This window comes from Bacillus sp. 03113, from assembly GCF_006546985.1.
GTDB lineage: Bacteria > Bacillota > Bacilli > Bacillales > Cytobacillaceae > VATK01.
This window is the reverse complement of sequence record NZ_VATK01000007.1, coordinates 1-15459: the sequence shown is the minus strand read 5'-3', so window position 1 is coordinate 15459 and position 15459 is coordinate 1. Positions and strand designations below refer to the sequence as shown.

Below are 15459 nucleotides of genomic sequence, written 5' to 3'. Positions count from 1 at the left end.
AACTTTATTTTCATATGTCGATACTGTTACTTCCAAGTTAAAATAACTTTCTAATTTGCTTAATCAATTTTTTCCTTCTATTTAGATAATAGCTTTAATGATTCACGATTAAATGCAGGAATATCATCAGGAGTACGACTTGTTACAATGTTGCTGCTTACAACTACTTCTTCATCCTTGTAGTTTGCACCGGCATTTTTCAAATCGTTACGAATAGAGCGATATCCAGTTATATCGATGCCTTGAAGAAGGTCAGTGTCTATTAACACCTGCGGGCCATGACAAATAGCAAAAACAGGCTTGCTTTCTTGTACAAATGCTTTAGCAAATTCTCCAAAACGATCATCCGCACGTAATAGGTCCGGTGAAAACCCTCCAGGAATAAGAAGCGCATCGTAATCGGCAGGAGTTACGTCACCAATCGCTTTATCAATCATTATTTTTTCACCATGCTTACCTGTAATCTCCTTGCCTGCTTCTTTTTCAATTGTTACAACCTCATGCCCAGCTGCTTCAAATGCTTTGGCAGGCTCTGTAAATTCTACATCCTCAAATAAATCGGTTATGACAGTAGCAATTTTTTTACTCATCATCTATTTCCTCCCAAACTTATTTAGGGATAAACAAAGGCTTTCACCTTCGTCTCCTTTTCTCCTTAAAGTGTTGCTGAAATTGCTCTTGCGCATGCTTTTACCAAATCTATATGAATTGCATCCTTGTCTTTACTCATTCGAACCGAGGGTCCAGATATTGCTATCGCAGCAATTACTTGATCTCCTTTATATATTGGTGCCCCTACACATCTAACGCCAATCTCAGCTTCTTCATTATCTAAGGAATAACCGTTCTTTTTAATACAGTCTAATTCCTTACGAAATAAATCTGCAGATGTAATAGTATGCTCCGTCTTTTGATCTAAAGATAATTCGTCAATGATACGTATTTGCTCTTCTATGTCTTGAAAAGCCAAAATACACTTCCCGATGGCATCAGTATGAAGAGCTAATCGATCCCCAATTTCATGATGTGTTCGTGTAGCGTATTTTCCTTGTACAGCCTGTGTGATCATAATTTCTGCCCCTTGGAGCATCCCAATATAAGAAGTCTCCCCCGTTTTATTACTTAATTCATCCATGAACGAAACAGATCTCCACATCAAGTCATAATGCTTTTGCTGATTTCGTTGGAGAAGCCTTGAAATAAGCACATCAGAAACCTCATATCGATTTTCCTTGTTTTTTACAATGAAATGATTTTGTTCTAACGTACTTACTAAACGATAAACAGTGCTTTGATTTAGCTGTAGCTTCTGAATGATCTCTTTAGTCGATAAGCTCGAATGCTCTACAAGTAAATGAAAAATATCTAAGCCTTTTTTCAATGTTCCTACGTCATTTCGGTTCTGCATAACTCTCGCCTTATTTTTTAGTGAATTTTCTAATTCCATCATTAGAATAGCAAGATAAACATTTATTTTCAAATAAAGAGAATTAAAAAACACATTTTATCCATAATGGATAAAATGTGTTCAAATAAGTTCAATCTAATTTTTTTCAAAAAAGGTGATGAAAATCCCAGGAGCTACTTCAACGTCTTTACATTCATGAAAACCAAGACTACTATATAATTTCTTTGCAGGTGTATTCTTTTTCCCTGTGCTAACAACGATTTTTTTATTGACCGAAACTTTGTCGAGGATGTTCTGAACAAGCTCTTTGCCTATCCCCTTACGAAAATGAAGAGGATGAACAACTAGACGACATATATCTAATTGATTATCTGATTCTGTATAAGATATAAATCCAACTAAATCTTGATTTAACACATAGCCTATAAAAGTTTCTCGACATTCCATTATCGTTTCTATCGTATCCTTTAAAGCCGGAATTCCATCAAAACCGATAAGGGCTGCTTCTACTTTATAAGCTGGAATTTGGATCGATAATATTTCATTAGCAACCCTTTTCTTATTCACATTTAATTGAGATATCATGAATATTTACTCTCCTTAAAAAATCGACTCCAATATAAACTTAAGCGGTGGCATTTTTAGAATCACTTTTTTGTCGGGAAGGCAAAACACCACATTTTATAAATAATAGTAAGGCAAAAATAAAGCTAAGTACGGTAAATAAGATAACAGAAAAAAAGCCGTTCATATTTGCGTAAAGAATTCCAGCTGCAGAGGATCCGATGGTTGCTCCGAAATACATAGATGAGTTCGCAAGAGAGGAGATTGTTCCCCGAGCTGTAGAAGAAAGTGTTTGTAATAAAGTCATCATGAGTGGAAATAGCATTCCTAAAATGAAAAAAATCAAAAAATATATACCTGCAATAGATACTACGTTAGGTAAAAATGGAAGAAATACAAAAAGGATCACGAGTAAAATCATTCCAAAAACAAATGAGGTTTTAAGTCCTAATTTTTGAACAAATCGACTACTAAAAAAGCTGCTTAACGTATTCCCAAGACCAAGAAACAAAATAACAGATCCAATACTTGCAACACTAAGCGAAAATTGATCAGATAGCCATGTTCCAATAAATGAAAAAGCGGCAAAGTTTCCTAATTGAAAAATAAAATAAGCAAGGAAAGCTATTTTTGATTTTGATTCACTTAATAATGTATGATAGCGTTCAAAAATAGAAGGAGCTTTGTCCTTTGAAATAATGACTGGTATTGACGGAAGTAAGGCTACAATGAGAATAACCATGATGAAAGAGCAGATTCCAATCACAACAAACGGAGTTTTCCATCCAAAAGTCGCGAGATAACTTCCAATAGGCACTCCGAGCATTTGAGAAACAGCAAGACCTGCGGTAGCGATTCCCATTGTTTTTAATATTTTATTTGGCGGTACTAATTGTGGAATAGAAGCCCATACTTGTGGGGAAGTAAATGCAGCACTCACCCCTGCTAAAAACCGAAAGAGAAGCATGGTCCAGAAGCCCGTTGCAAAACCACATAGCAAGGTAAACACACCAAAACTTATCATTCCTGCAATCATGACTTTTTTTCGATTCCATCCATCCGAAAGAGGACCTGCAATCAATGCAAATACAGCATATCCTAAAGCGTAAGCAGAAACAATCCAGCCTGAACTTTCAATAGAAATATCGAAAGCATTTCGAAGTGTTGGCAAAAGTGGTGAAACAATGAACGTATCGGTTCCTATGATGAACATCATAAAGAAAAATACACTTATTATTTTTTTCAAAGCCAATTTCTCTCCCTTTTTCTATAGTTCGAATATAATCGAATTAAAGAAATTATAGATCGAAATGTGATATAATGCAACCATAATTTATCATTTTTTGGTAGGTGAACATTTTGAGAACTCTTTATCATCCAAACCGTAATGAAATCAATCTATCAACCGTACTCTATGCCTTGAGTGATCAAATAAGACTTAATATCATTAACATTTTAGATAAAAATGGTGAACAATCGTGCAGCTCACTAGACATATCCGCCCCAAAATCAACCCTCTCTCATCACTTTAAGGTGCTTAGAGAATCAGGGATTATTAACACAAGATTAGAAGGGACCCAACGGTTTATATCTCTGAGATATGAGGATTTGAATGAGAGATTTCCTGGATTACTAACGGCTATTTTGCAGGGGCTGGAATCGTAAAAATAAGAAAAGGCAATCATTTAGGCTGCCTTTTTCTTATTCAACTATAGACTTTTTTACAAACATTTTTCTATTTTCTAATTTTTCCCTAATAGGGGTTGCTGTAGCTAATAGAGTATAACAGAAAAAAGGAAAATAGTTCCGTTTATTTTAATCATCATTTCTACAGAAAATATGAACAAAAACAATTGAAGGAAGTGATGAAAAATGTTTGAAAATACCCCGAATGAAGTTAACCAGATTGAGCAAAAAGCGAAAGAAAAAGATGACAGTAACAAAAAAGCAAAAAATATAGTAGATGATGCCATTTCACATATGAGTACACAACGACACTATAACAGAGCTAAATCACAAAATAAACGTTAATAGAGCAGGCGACCTTTTGTTTTGGGTCGCCTCTAAACCTAATTACTTAAAATTTTTTCAACCTTGAAAATGAGATTAAATTAAGCAGATTAATTTTATTTTGTTTTCCTACTGTTCTTACTCGTCCAAAAAATGTTCCGAGGAACTCTTCCCAAAGTGAACCCATTGCATTTTTTGAGGCTGGATCTGTACGAAGCGATTGAATCGTCGAATGTAATGCTTCATCTAGGTGTGATAAGGCCTGTCTTAAATGAGTAATCACCTCGTTTTCCTGCTGATTTTGCATGTTACTCTACTCCTCTACTTTTTTATAAACGACTTTGATTTTCGACCTCATATCCTTCACCATCGATAAAAATATCTTTATCGAGGCTTTTTCTCATTCTTTCAAACTTTACTTCAGCTGCAATATCTTCCAGTCCTTCTTTTGTCACGACAATGAAATACTTCATTTGCCTCGACATATCCCGGACAATTGGACGCAAAGTCTTTTTAACGACAGGCAATAATGCTGTAGTTGCAAGTGCCAATGCCGATCCTACAACAATACGCTGTATATTTCTTTCAAGCACAAATTTGACCCCTTTCGTGACATTATTAAATTTTCTCTCGAAACGAGAATTAAGGAAGCAAAGGTAGGGAGTAAAGCAGACGAAGGCGCTTTATCCTGTTGCATCGTCTGCCTCAGTACTTCTGCACTTCTTACCCCCATTGAAAAAAGTATCATTTTATCCTTTAAGCTACTCTCAGTTGAACGTTACGATTTACAGGTGATACAGACTTTATCCATAAATTTGATAAAGGTTTTGCAAGCCGAGTCGAAGCAGTTGCTACTAAAAGAATTGGACCCCAGTTCCAAAGAGGCAGAGAAACGGTTTTAAAGATTCCTGCTAATGGCGGGATATAGATCACGCTTAATAGTGCTAGCCATGATATTCCAAGTGCTCCTACCAAGAAACGGTCTCTCGTCCAATCTTTCATTGATTCCTCTGAATCTGCTTGCCTCCATGAGAACGTTTGAATCAATTGTCCCGCTACTAACGTTGCGAAAGCAGCTGTTTGAGCTGTAGCTAATGACATACCGGAGCTTAGACTCCAAATGAAGAGACCTAAAGCACCTAATCCTAGAACGAACCCGCGAGTAATCACCTGTTTGTATAAAGTGCTATCGACGATTTCCTGGCGTTTTGTTTCTTTTGTTTTGTTGCCAGGATTTACAGCAAGAATCATTGCCGGAAGAGCGTCAGTCAGCATATTCATAAGTAAAATTTGAACAGGTACAATCGGGAGTGGCAGACCTGCCATTACAGCCATGGAAGTGACAAGAATTTCTGCTAGATTTCCACTTAACAAGCACCCAATTGCTTTCCGAATATTCCCTATAATCGTTCTGCCTTCTTTTACTCCATCAACAATATTGCCAAAATGATCTTCTTTTAATACCATATCTGCTGTTTCTTTTGTCACTTGTGTTCCTGTTTGTCCCATGGCGATGCCGATATCTGCCTTTTTTATCGCTGGTGAATCATTTACTCCATCACCAGTCATGGCCACGATATGCCCTTTTTGTTGAAGAGTGGTTACAATCCGAAGCTTATGCTCGGGAGTTACTCTTGCAAAAATGGCAATATCATCAATAAACGATTTCAATTGTTGGTCAGAAAGCTGATCAAGCTCTTGTCCCGTTACCACCTTCATTTTATCATCGTAAATTCCAATTTGCTTTGCGATAGAAAGAGCCGTAAGCGGGTGATCTCCTGTGATCATAACTGGCCTTATTCCTAATTTGACCGCTTCACGAATACTTTTTTCGACTTCAGGTTTTGGCGGATCCATCATCCCTGCTATTCCTACATAGATAAGATCATTCTCAATATCCTGTAAACAGCCTGGTTGCTTATTTATTTTCCTGTATGCAAAACCTAAGACACGCAATGCTTGATGGGCAAAAGCATCATTTTGTTTCATAATTTGAGTGCGCACCTTTTCAGTTAACGAATAGATCTTTCCGTTTTTCTGATAGTGTGAGCAAGTATTCAATATTTTTTCTACAGAACCTTTTGACATGACAAAGCATTCTTCTTCTTTGTTTACTTCATGACAAACGACACTCATTCTTCCACTGCTTGAGTCAAATGGAATTTCTTCTGTCCGCTTCCAGTGCTGATGTTTTTCTGCAAACATCCCACGTTTAGCTGCCAAAGAAAGAAGAGCGCCTTCAGTTGGATCACCTTTTACTTTCCATTTGGAATCTTCCTCAAATAGCTCTGAGTTATTGCATAGCAGCCCAATTCTTAACAGCAGATTTAAATCTTCTAAGGATGCTTCAGACTGATCATTTCCTGTAATGGTTCCTTTCGTATCATACCCATCACCTGTTACTTCATATTCATGATCAACCATTGCAATTCCTTTAACCGTCATTTCGTTCTTCGTCAAGGTACCTGTTTTATCAGAACAAATCACCGTCGTTCTTCCCAATGTTTCAAGAGCGGACAGCTTACGAACTAATGCCTTTTTCTTCGCCATGCGGAAAACGCCTGCTGTAAGAGCAAATGTAATCGTGATTGGAAGCCCTTCTGGAATAGCAGATGCTGTTAATGCAACAGAGGTTGTGACCATTTCTGTTAACGGCATACCTCTTAATAAACCTGTCAAAAAGACAATCCCGCCAACGATAAGAGCACCTTTCATAAATTTTTTACTAATCGATGTAACCTGCTTTTGAAGGGGAGTTGTATGATCTTCATCTTCTGATAAAAGAGCTAATAAGTGCCCCATTTCCGTATTCTTACCTGTTTCCACAACGATTGCTTTACATTTCCCCTTTGTAACGTGTGTGCCCATATAAAGCATATTCGAACGATCCGTGATCGGAACGTCCTCGTTTAACTCCGTTTCCTTCTTTTCAACAGGAACAGACTCTCCAGTTAATGTTGATTCATTCACTTCTAAGCTCCATGATTGAATCACACGAAGATCGGCAGGGACTCGGTCACCTGCTTCTAATTCGACCATATCCCCCGGAACTAAATCAAAAGCGGCAAGTTCTTTTATCGAACCATCTCTTATAACTCGACAGTTAGGTGGAACAAATTGACTCATTGTTTCTACTGCACGATCTGCTTTTCTTTCTTGGAATGTACCGATTCCTGCATTAATCAGAAGAATGGTTCCCATAATTAAACCGTCAAACAAATGCCCTGTCAAAGCACTTAAAAGGGCAGTAGCTCCAAGAACTTGAGTCGTAAATTCTTTAAATTGACCTATATATGTTTTAAACCAATGTGGGCGTACTTTTGAAACAAGCTGATTCTGCCCATATACACGGGCAGCCTCCGTTACTTGCTCAGATTTAAGCCCATTATTTGTGTCAATATGAAAATAATGTAATATTTCATTCTTTTTCTTTGAATGCCAAGGAATTTTATTCGAAACTAAACCATTTTCCTTATACATACTTTGATTGGAACGAAATTTTCTTTCTGACCATTTATTTGCTCTTGACATAAATGTCAATGATAATGCGTCTCCAATAAGATTAATCAGAGGTGCACTTATGAGAAGTGGCATAGCAATGATGCTACCGACCAAGTTCCATGCTTTTGTGATACGGAAATTTTGCTTGACTAAGTTTTTTACATCATTACTAGTTTCCATCGTTTTTGCAATACTGGATATTTGCTTGAACGTACAGTATGGGTAAAAGGAAATGACATTATTATTTTCTACTTCCTCATCCTTAATAACCATGAGTACATCTTCACGGCGTTTTATGCTTAATTTTTGGTGGGAAATCAGTTGAACCTGATATTCTTTTAAATTTTGATTTATTTTATTTAAATCCACTTTATTTTGATTGTTTATAAATGCCACTTTTCCTCCCTTTAATAGAGAGAAAAGAGGAACACATTCTTTACGAAGGGTTCCATCGGTAGAAAGTAAGGACGCATCCTCAAAGACGACCGTATTGGTTTTGGATAATTGATAAAGAGAACCGTTATGAGGGATGGTTTCTTTGTTCTTCCTTGCCATATGGTCTGCCTGTTTCCACGTATATTCTGTAGAAACAATGATTGGGCGCGGATTGGCAGCAAGCAATACAGCTAAAGAAATAACCGGATTACGCGTAACAGCAAGCGCTGCAGCAGCTCCGATAAATCCAATCTTTCCTGCTGAACGGCTATACGATTCCATTTCCTCTGAAACAAATTCCTGATCCATTACATCTCTTTTTATTGACTTTCTACTTTTCCAATTCAAGTATTGGATCAAGCTTAAACCTGCTAGGACAACTAAGTTTTCACGAACAATCGCTAATGTTAAAGCACTAGCGGATAACAAAAAATCCAGATTGAATTTTCTTTCTTTCCAAAACTTTTGAAGCCTTCTTTTAATAAAAGGGTAACCTGTACCAATAGATAAAGCTGCAGCTATATAAAATGGAACAGGATGTCTTGCCAGCATAGATCTTCCAAAAAATAATTGTTTAATTCCTAAAATTCCGAGTCCTGCGACGGATAAGGCAAGCGGCAATGGAACTTTATCATCTGCAGGTGCACGAGCCCGTTGATCAGGCATTCTATCAAAGAAAAAGCTGACACCATTTTGCATGGAAGAGCCTTTTCTGCCATTGCCGATAGGATAATCAGCCGTTGCTGCGACTTCTTTCAAAGTCTCTACTGGAACATTAGAAGGATCGTATATATGTGATTCTAGATTTTCCTCTTTTTGAATCTCATAATATTGATGAAATAAAATCTCTTCGAATTCGGAAATACACATACATAATTGACTCGCATTAAGTACATTTTCGTCAAAATGTATAAGAATTTTCCCTGTAATAATGCTCGTTTCTAAATGTTGTATTCCTTCAATGGAGGAAAAAGCTTGTTTGAAGCAAAGGGCAACCTTTGGATCATCTTTTAAACCATAAAGCTCTGTTCTTAATCTTCCTCTAATAACATGAAAAGATCTTTTCTTATAATTTAATTCCATAGCCATTTCGCACCCCCCATTCTTTAGAGATTCTATCCTTATCCTTTTAGATATACTCAACTATTTTGAGCTTTTTTAGTCGAACTATACATTTTCTTTACAAAAAAATTAAGAAACATTTAGGATATTTTGTGGCTGTTTTGGAAAAGATTAAATGAAGAATATGAGGAGGTTTGTAAATGTTCAAGCGTTTATTTTCTTTTAACAATCCGCTGGGTATTGCCCTTAGTGCAGCTGCTATAATATTAACCTTGTCACCAAATGCAAGAAGAGCGACAAGAAAAATGGTCGTGAAGGGGGCTGCTGCATTACTTTCGGTTGGCGATCAAGTGAAAGAACTATCTAGCACGGCAAGAAAAGAAATCGGAACCATTGCCGAAGAAGCCAAAGTTGAAAAAGAACAAATGAATCTGCCAGATTTTTCAGAAATGATTAAAAATGCCGGAGAAACAACAAAATCAAAAATGAGTCATGTATTTGATGATATGAAGTTTACAATGGAAAAGCCTGCATCGAGCTTTTCTCACTCCATGGAAGCTGGAGAAGAATTAATCGATCATACGATTGATCATACTCCTAAAGCACCTGTATCAAAAAACGCCAGAAATAAATCTATCCCCAAAAAGAAAAGTACTCGTACACAAAACAACGTACAAAATGTTTTGAGTGATAAATCATTTAATTCTCTAATGGGAAAACCACCGCTTCAATAAAAAAAGAGGGTATACCCTCTTTTTTTATTGAAGCATTTTTTTGGAATCAATTTTTGGGTAGATCTTAAGTAGCCTCTTCATTAAAAAGTCTTGTCTGTTCACGATTAAGTAAGCGATTGTTATTCAAAAGTTGATTATCAAAAAGAATATGACCGGCTTGATAGCCTGCAATATTCCCAACCCGATTTCCAATCATACTTCCAATAATAGAGCCTATAATTGTACCTGCACCTGGCAAAACAGCTGATCCAAGTACCGCTCCGTACTCAAGCCCTGCCATAAGCCCTAAACTGCCAGTTAGATTTTGGGATGTTTGAATGGAATATTCTTTCACTCCCATTTCACCAGAAGCCATAGCTTGAGTGTCTTTTAATTGTGCCATTCCACCTGAAATGACCCCTGCCCAAAGCGAAACTCCTTTAAACATGCTGACCCCTCCTTTCTTTTTTTAATGTACCCAATTCATCTTTAAACCATAATAGAATATTTATCATTTCAGCGATCCATGTGAAAATGAGAAATTTTGGACATAAATAAGGAGTGAATGCACCATTATTCTTCTTTATCGAAAGCTTGGTAAGCCAGTTCGAAAAAAACCGTTTGACTGTCAATTTCTTTCTGGTCTGAACGATTTTTTACATAAGAATAACATCCGTACTCATCTTGTTCACGAGCTTTCACATTATCAGAAAGAAGAGTAGATAGTATTTGTTTAATTCGATCCTTTTTTTCTTTTTGAATAACAGGAAAAGCAATTTCAACTCGTTTTTCCATATTTCTTGTCATTAAATCAGCTGATGAGAGAAAGGTCTTTTCTTTTCCATTGTGATGAAAATAATATATTCTGCTATGTTCTAGAAAACGGCCAACGATACTGCGCACTTGAATATTTTCACTTACCCCTTTAATTCCAGGACGGAGGCAGCATACACCACGAACGATAAGGTCAATCTTAACTCCAGCTTGTGAAGCTTCATAGAACTTCATAATTAATTTCTTTTCTGTGAATGAATTCATCTTGGCGATAATTCTGCCATTTTTATATTTTTCATGGAATTTAATTTCTTTATCAATTAACCGAATGAAATCATCACGAATATCCATGGGTGACATCAAAAAATGGTGAAAATTTGGTTTTTCCATAAACCCGCTTAAATAATTATAAAAATTAGTTGCATCTATTCCAAATTCAGAATTTGATGTAATCAACCCTAAATCTGTATAAATTTTTGCGGTTTCTTCATTATAATTTCCAGTTCCTAAATGAACAAAACGTTGGATATTTCCATTAATCTTGCGTACAACGAGCGTAATTTTACTATGTGTTTTTAAGAAGGTTTTCCCGTATATGACATGACAACCTGATTTTTCAAGCTCTTTTGCCCAATGTACATTATGTTCCTCATCGAACCTTGCTTTTAATTCAACAAGTACAAGTACCTGTTTCCCGTTTTCAGCTGCCTTTTTTAAAAGATCAATAATAGGGGAATCGTCACTTACTCTATAAAGGGTTTGTTTGATTGCCAAAACATTTGGATCCGAAGCAGCACATCTAATAAAATCAATGATTGATTCAAATGATTCATAAGGATGGTGCAGAAGTATATCCTCTTGTGCAGCTATATCAAATATGCTTTGTTTCCTTCTATCCATGTTAAGATCTTTAGAAGGCTGCGGAATGAACGTTTCAAAAGTTAGATGTTCCTTCAACGGAGAAACATGCTGATAAAATCGAAATAGAAATGTTAAATCAAGAGGACCCGATAAAAAATAAACATCTTTCTCATGAATTTCCAGCTCGCTTAATAAATAAGTTAATATTTCTTCATCCATGAAATTTTTTGATATTTCCAGCCGGACGGTCTCTCCCCATTTTCTCATTTTTAACTCTTCTTCTATTTCTTTTAATAGGTCTCTTGCATCCTCCTCATCTATTTCTAAATCAGCATTCCTCGTTATGCGAAATTGTGTCACGGACTTAACATGAAACCCGCGAAACAACTTATGTACAAAGTAGCTTATGACATTCTCAATTAATATAAATTGTTTGTTCATATTTTCATTTTTATTAGGAATTTCAATGAATCGTTCCAGTCCTCTTGGCACTTGTACGATAGCCAATTTATTATTGATCGTTCCTTTTTCCGCTTTACTTGATAAGACGACTGCAAGATTAATGCTTTTGTTAGCCAATAACGGAAAAGGTCGATAAGCATCTACAGCCATTGGAGTTAATACCGGCAAAATAAATTGTTCAAAATACTCATCAAGATCAAGCAATGCTTCATGTGAGAGATCACTTATAGAAAGGAAAGTAACCTCTTCTTTTTCTAACATAGTTAAAAGCCGTTTAAATGTATTGTACTGTGTATTAACCAATTCATGAGAGAATTTTGTAATTTGTGTTAATTGTTCCTTTGGAGTCAATCCTGCTTTATTTTCTGGCTTCGTAAATCTTGCTTTGATCTGATCTTTAAGACCAGCAACACGGACCATATAAAATTCGTCCAGATTTGAACTAAAAATAGCCAGGAATTTAAGCCTTTCCAATAAAGGATTTCGTTCATCTATTGCTTCTTCTAGGACTCGTTTATTAAAAGCTAACCAGCTAAGTTCGCGGTTATTATAATAATTCGGATCATTTATATCAATCTTCTCTGGCAATCTTCATTTCACACCTTTTAAGGACGGGATTTATGACAATTAGCTTACTGTTTTTTATCTTTCAAAATAAATTTGGATTATTTTAATTAAATCCATTTAAATGAATTTCTAATCCTGCACAAACGATAATATCTCCACCTAGTTCTCTTCCAAAAATAACCTCGCACTTTCAAACCCCCCTTGGATTCACACCATGAATTTGGATTGAATCTGCATATTTTTTCTACTATTTTGTACAAAATTTAGGATGCTATTCATCTTCTTTTTCATTACTTTATTAGCAACAGTATAAAAAGATACACTTTTTTTGGAATTAGGCTAGTCTTGCAAGACAGAGTGCTGTCCGATTAGTCTTAATTAGCGCTAGTACATACTGGACGTGGAATTAGGTACTCAGCTGCTTTAGAAATTACCAATATAAAAATCCCACTTCTAAATATAAAGAGGTGGGATTTTTCAGAGTTATATTCGTTGTACTCAACTATTTTTTATACGTATACATCATCCAATAACCAATATCTTCAAAACCGATTCGTTTATAAATTGCTCCAGCTTCGGGGTTATCGTAAAATAAGCAAAGTTCTTTATTTTCATCTAGAAGTTTGCCGCAAAGCTTGACCATACACTGAGTAGCATATCCTTTTTTCTTATATTTTTCTAACGTAGCTACTGCAACGACCATGGCCGAAAAGGAGTTTTCCGCTGCGGTCGAAGCTGTTGATACCATTTTTTCATCTTCCTTGATAAAAAAAGATCGTGAAACTCCCTCTTGTAACTCCCGGCGTTTTCTCTCTTCATTTATCGTTGAATCAAATTCAGGAATTGCCTTAATTAATTCTACAAGTTCTTTTGCATCTTTTGGGAGCGCTTGTTGGACGTTTGAGACATCCATATTTATGATGTTGGGATTTAATTTTTTGCACTTGGCATAAAAGGTTTGTCTTTTTCGTTTAAGAGGCTGCTTTAAGTACAGTTCAATTTTTTCTGTAATGTCTTTTATTCCCGACATCATCAAAAAAGAAGGATCACTAGATATAATGTCAGCGAATCCTTCAGCATCAAATTCACCTATCGCAAACGGTATGTAATTTTCTTCATATTTTAATAAAACAGCTATTAATGTACCGTCTTCATTAAACTCTCCCCATATCTTTTGAAATGATTGCTCATATCCATATGCTTCAATGTCCCCAATGATAAATAAATTCTCTGCTGGCTGCTTTTTTAACAGTTGGAAACAAGCTTCATGATCGCTTTTGCTTAATCGTCTGATCATTTTATTTTCTTCTCCTCACAGTTGGAATTTTTTTACTCTAATGAATATGCTTATATTCTACTGCAAAGGAATTGTTGCAGGAAGGACTTTTTAGTGGAAAAGCGGGGTGATTTAGTAAGTAAATTTGTTAAATATGTTAAGAGCCTGTTTGGGTTGATAAAACAGGCTCTATTATTAAGGGTGGTTCACGTAAATTGTTAATATTCTAAAACAATCTTACCAATCATTTTTCCTTCTTCAACCATAGCATGAGCTTTACGCAGGTTGGCAGCGTTGATCGGAGAAAGCTTTTCTTTTAATGTTGTACGAATTTTTCCGTCATCAATTAGCTGGCTTAATTGTGTTAAAAGTTCATGCTGTTTTACCATATCTGGTGTTTGATACATTGAACGAGTGAACATAAACTCCCATACAAATGTAACACTTTTGCTTTTTAAAACATTAAGGTCAAGCGGTTCGCTATTCTCAACAATCGAGCAAATTTTACCTTGTGGTGTAATGACCTCAGCCATATTTAACCAATGCTGATCTGTGTCGTTGAGACAGAAAATATAATCCACTTCATCAAAACCATATTCTTTAATTTGAGAGAGGAACGGTTGATGGTGATTAATAATATAATCTGCTCCAAGCTCTTTTACCCATTTTTTACTTTCTTCCCGAGATGCAGTAGCAATGATCGTAAGACCAGCTAACTTAGCTAATTGAATGGCAATAGAGCCAACTCCTCCTGCACCTCCGATAATAAGAATTTTTTTGTTTTCATTTTCTATTTTATGATTGAAATCAATTGCTAATCGATCAAACAGACCTTCCCAAGCTGTAATAGCTGTTAATGGCAACGCGGCTGCTTCTGCAAAATTGAATGATTGTGGTTTTTTCGCTACAATTCTTTCGTCCACTATTTGATATTCACTATATGTACCAGGTCTTGTGATACTTCCTGCATAAAAAACCTCATCTCCTGGTTTAAATAAAGTGCAATTTGGACCTACCTCTTCTACCACTCCACTAGCATCCCACCCAAGGATCTTCGGCGTTTCTTCTTTTTTATCTTTTGGTGCCCTTACTTTCGTATCAACTGGATTAATTGAAATAGCTTTAACTTTAACTAAAATATCCTTTCCTTCAGCTTTAGGCTTAGGGATAGTCACATCCATAAGACTTTCAGGCTCACTAATGGGAAGGTATTTGTACAATCCCACTGCATTCATCTCTGCCATACGATAACTCTCCTTTTGTATAAAAATGTTTTTCAATATTTTGCCTACAGTTAAAATATACGAGATTATATTCACAAATAGTAAGTACGCACATGATTGTGGTATAGTATCAATATTTATACTATTGTGTTCTATAAACATATGGATGAGCAATTATTTTTAACATATTAAGTTTAAAAGGCAAAACAAGAAACTGAGATATATACTCCTTGAATTCCAGTTTTTTTATTTATGATTTCATCAATTAGCCCTGGTTAATCCATCTACGCTTATGAAAAATCTTGTACATAAATGAACGATTTCCTACAATGGCAAAGCCATCCTTTGCAATCATTATCCCAAACTGGTAGGGTCCATTAATGTATACTGGTCTAGATAACCATATGTTGCTGCTGAATAATATAATCAAATATTGGAATATAACGATATAAAATCAAAACCACCAGTGTGAACTGGTGGTTTGCTCTGCGGCTGAAAGCCTCTTTTACCGGCCTTGGCCTAAAAGGCCCGCTGATAGGGTTTCCCGCCTGCACCACATTCACTCACTAATTCTAAAGAATTTCTTTATTTCTTCCGATTTTT

14 protein-coding genes are annotated in these 15459 nt (G+C 35.9%); 3 read left to right on the top strand and 11 right to left on the bottom strand.

Annotated elements, in window-relative coordinates:
* Window positions 1-77: 77 nt before the first annotated feature.
* From FDO66_RS07685 to FDO66_RS07670, 4 genes are all read right to left on the bottom strand, one after another.
* Window positions 78-590 carry a type 1 glutamine amidotransferase domain-containing protein gene (locus tag FDO66_RS07685; protein WP_141432258.1) on the bottom strand — a complete coding sequence of 171 codons (513 nt, stop codon included), beginning with the start codon at window positions 588-590 and terminating at the stop codon, window positions 78-80.
* Window positions 591-655: 65 nt separating this feature from the next.
* Window positions 656-1480, bottom strand: a complete 825-nt coding sequence (locus FDO66_RS07680) for an IclR family transcriptional regulator (protein WP_181444488.1) — start codon at window positions 1478-1480, stop codon at window positions 656-658.
* 63 nt (window positions 1481-1543) lie between these two features.
* Complete coding sequence (locus FDO66_RS07675; protein ID WP_141432065.1) at window positions 1544-1993, bottom strand: GNAT family N-acetyltransferase; 450 nt, start codon at window positions 1991-1993, stop codon at window positions 1544-1546.
* A 40-nt stretch (window positions 1994-2033) separates the two neighbouring features.
* Complete coding sequence (locus FDO66_RS07670; protein ID WP_141432064.1) at window positions 2034-3218, bottom strand: MFS transporter; 1185 nt, start codon at window positions 3216-3218, stop codon at window positions 2034-2036.
* A gap of 113 nt (window positions 3219-3331) precedes the next feature.
* Between FDO66_RS07670 and FDO66_RS07665 the strand changes: the two genes are divergently transcribed.
* Together FDO66_RS07665 and FDO66_RS20790 are read left to right on the top strand one after the other, a co-directional pair.
* Window positions 3332-3637 carry an ArsR/SmtB family transcription factor gene (locus tag FDO66_RS07665; RefSeq protein WP_141432063.1) on the top strand — a complete coding sequence of 102 codons (306 nt, stop codon included), beginning with the start codon at window positions 3332-3334 and terminating at the stop codon, window positions 3635-3637.
* A 207-nt stretch (window positions 3638-3844) separates the two neighbouring features.
* Entirely contained in the window at window positions 3845-4003 is a 159-nt protein-coding gene (locus FDO66_RS20790) for a hypothetical protein (protein WP_181444487.1), read from the top strand.
* Between the two features lie 46 nt (window positions 4004-4049).
* On the opposite strand, the gene FDO66_RS07660 is transcribed toward FDO66_RS20790, so the two are convergent.
* The 3 genes from FDO66_RS07660 to FDO66_RS07650 form a co-directional block, all read right to left on the bottom strand.
* Window positions 4050-4289 (bottom strand): hypothetical protein, encoded by a 240-nt coding sequence (locus FDO66_RS07660; protein ID WP_141432062.1) that lies wholly within the window; start codon window positions 4287-4289, stop codon window positions 4050-4052.
* Between the two features lie 22 nt (window positions 4290-4311).
* Window positions 4312-4575 (bottom strand): DUF5132 domain-containing protein, encoded by a 264-nt coding sequence (locus tag FDO66_RS07655; protein WP_141432061.1) that lies wholly within the window; start codon window positions 4573-4575, stop codon window positions 4312-4314.
* Between the two features lie 163 nt (window positions 4576-4738).
* Entirely contained in the window at window positions 4739-9007 is a 4269-nt protein-coding gene (locus FDO66_RS07650; RefSeq protein ID WP_258535650.1) for a cation-translocating P-type ATPase, read from the bottom strand.
* 173 nt (window positions 9008-9180) lie between these two features.
* Here FDO66_RS07650 and FDO66_RS07645 point away from each other — a divergent pair, with 173 nt between their 5' ends.
* The gene (locus FDO66_RS07645; RefSeq protein ID WP_141432060.1) at window positions 9181-9714 is read left to right on the top strand and encodes a hypothetical protein; all 534 of its coding nucleotides are present in this window, start codon (window positions 9181-9183) and stop codon (window positions 9712-9714) included.
* Between the two features lie 64 nt (window positions 9715-9778).
* Here the strand turns inward: FDO66_RS07645 and FDO66_RS07640 are convergent, their stop codons facing one another.
* The 4 genes from FDO66_RS07640 to FDO66_RS07625 form a co-directional block, all read right to left on the bottom strand.
* The gene (locus FDO66_RS07640) at window positions 9779-10141 is read right to left on the bottom strand and encodes a hypothetical protein (RefSeq protein WP_141432059.1); all 363 of its coding nucleotides are present in this window, start codon (window positions 10139-10141) and stop codon (window positions 9779-9781) included.
* Between the two features lie 125 nt (window positions 10142-10266).
* A complete protein-coding gene (locus tag FDO66_RS07635) occupies window positions 10267-12378 on the bottom strand; it encodes an RNA degradosome polyphosphate kinase (RefSeq protein WP_258535649.1) in 2112 nt (703 codons plus the stop codon).
* A gap of 481 nt (window positions 12379-12859) precedes the next feature.
* Complete coding sequence (locus tag FDO66_RS07630; protein WP_141432058.1) at window positions 12860-13654, bottom strand: GNAT family N-acetyltransferase; 795 nt, start codon at window positions 13652-13654, stop codon at window positions 12860-12862.
* Window positions 13655-13851: 197 nt separating this feature from the next.
* On the bottom strand, window positions 13852-14868 hold the full coding sequence (locus FDO66_RS07625; RefSeq protein ID WP_141432255.1) for a zinc-binding alcohol dehydrogenase family protein: 1017 nt from the start codon (window positions 14866-14868) through the stop codon (window positions 13852-13854).
* Between the last annotated feature and the right edge of the window lie 591 nt (window positions 14869-15459).

Excerpts from the sequence above, each read along its gene's own strand:
- FDO66_RS07650 (WP_258535650.1), bottom strand. The coding sequence starts at position 9,007 with ATGGCTATGGAATTAAATTATAAGAAAAGATCTTTTCATGTTATTAGA.
- FDO66_RS07625 (WP_141432255.1), bottom strand. The coding sequence starts at position 14,868 with ATGAATGCAGTGGGATTGTACAAATACCTTCCCATTAGTGAGCCTGAA.
- FDO66_RS07660 (WP_141432062.1), bottom strand. The coding sequence starts at position 4,289 with ATGCAAAATCAGCAGGAAAACGAGGTGATTACTCATTTAAGACAGGCC.
- FDO66_RS07640 (WP_141432059.1), bottom strand. The coding sequence starts at position 10,141 with ATGTTTAAAGGAGTTTCGCTTTGGGCAGGGGTCATTTCAGGTGGAATG.
- FDO66_RS07645 (WP_141432060.1), top strand. The coding sequence starts at position 9,181 with ATGTTCAAGCGTTTATTTTCTTTTAACAATCCGCTGGGTATTGCCCTT.
- FDO66_RS07630 (WP_141432058.1), bottom strand. The coding sequence starts at position 13,654 with ATGATCAGACGATTAAGCAAAAGCGATCATGAAGCTTGTTTCCAACTG.
- FDO66_RS20790 (WP_181444487.1), top strand. The coding sequence starts at position 3,845 with ATGTTTGAAAATACCCCGAATGAAGTTAACCAGATTGAGCAAAAAGCG.
- FDO66_RS07685 (WP_141432258.1), bottom strand. The coding sequence starts at position 590 with ATGAGTAAAAAAATTGCTACTGTCATAACCGATTTATTTGAGGATGTA.
- FDO66_RS07675 (WP_141432065.1), bottom strand. The coding sequence starts at position 1,993 with ATGATATCTCAATTAAATGTGAATAAGAAAAGGGTTGCTAATGAAATA.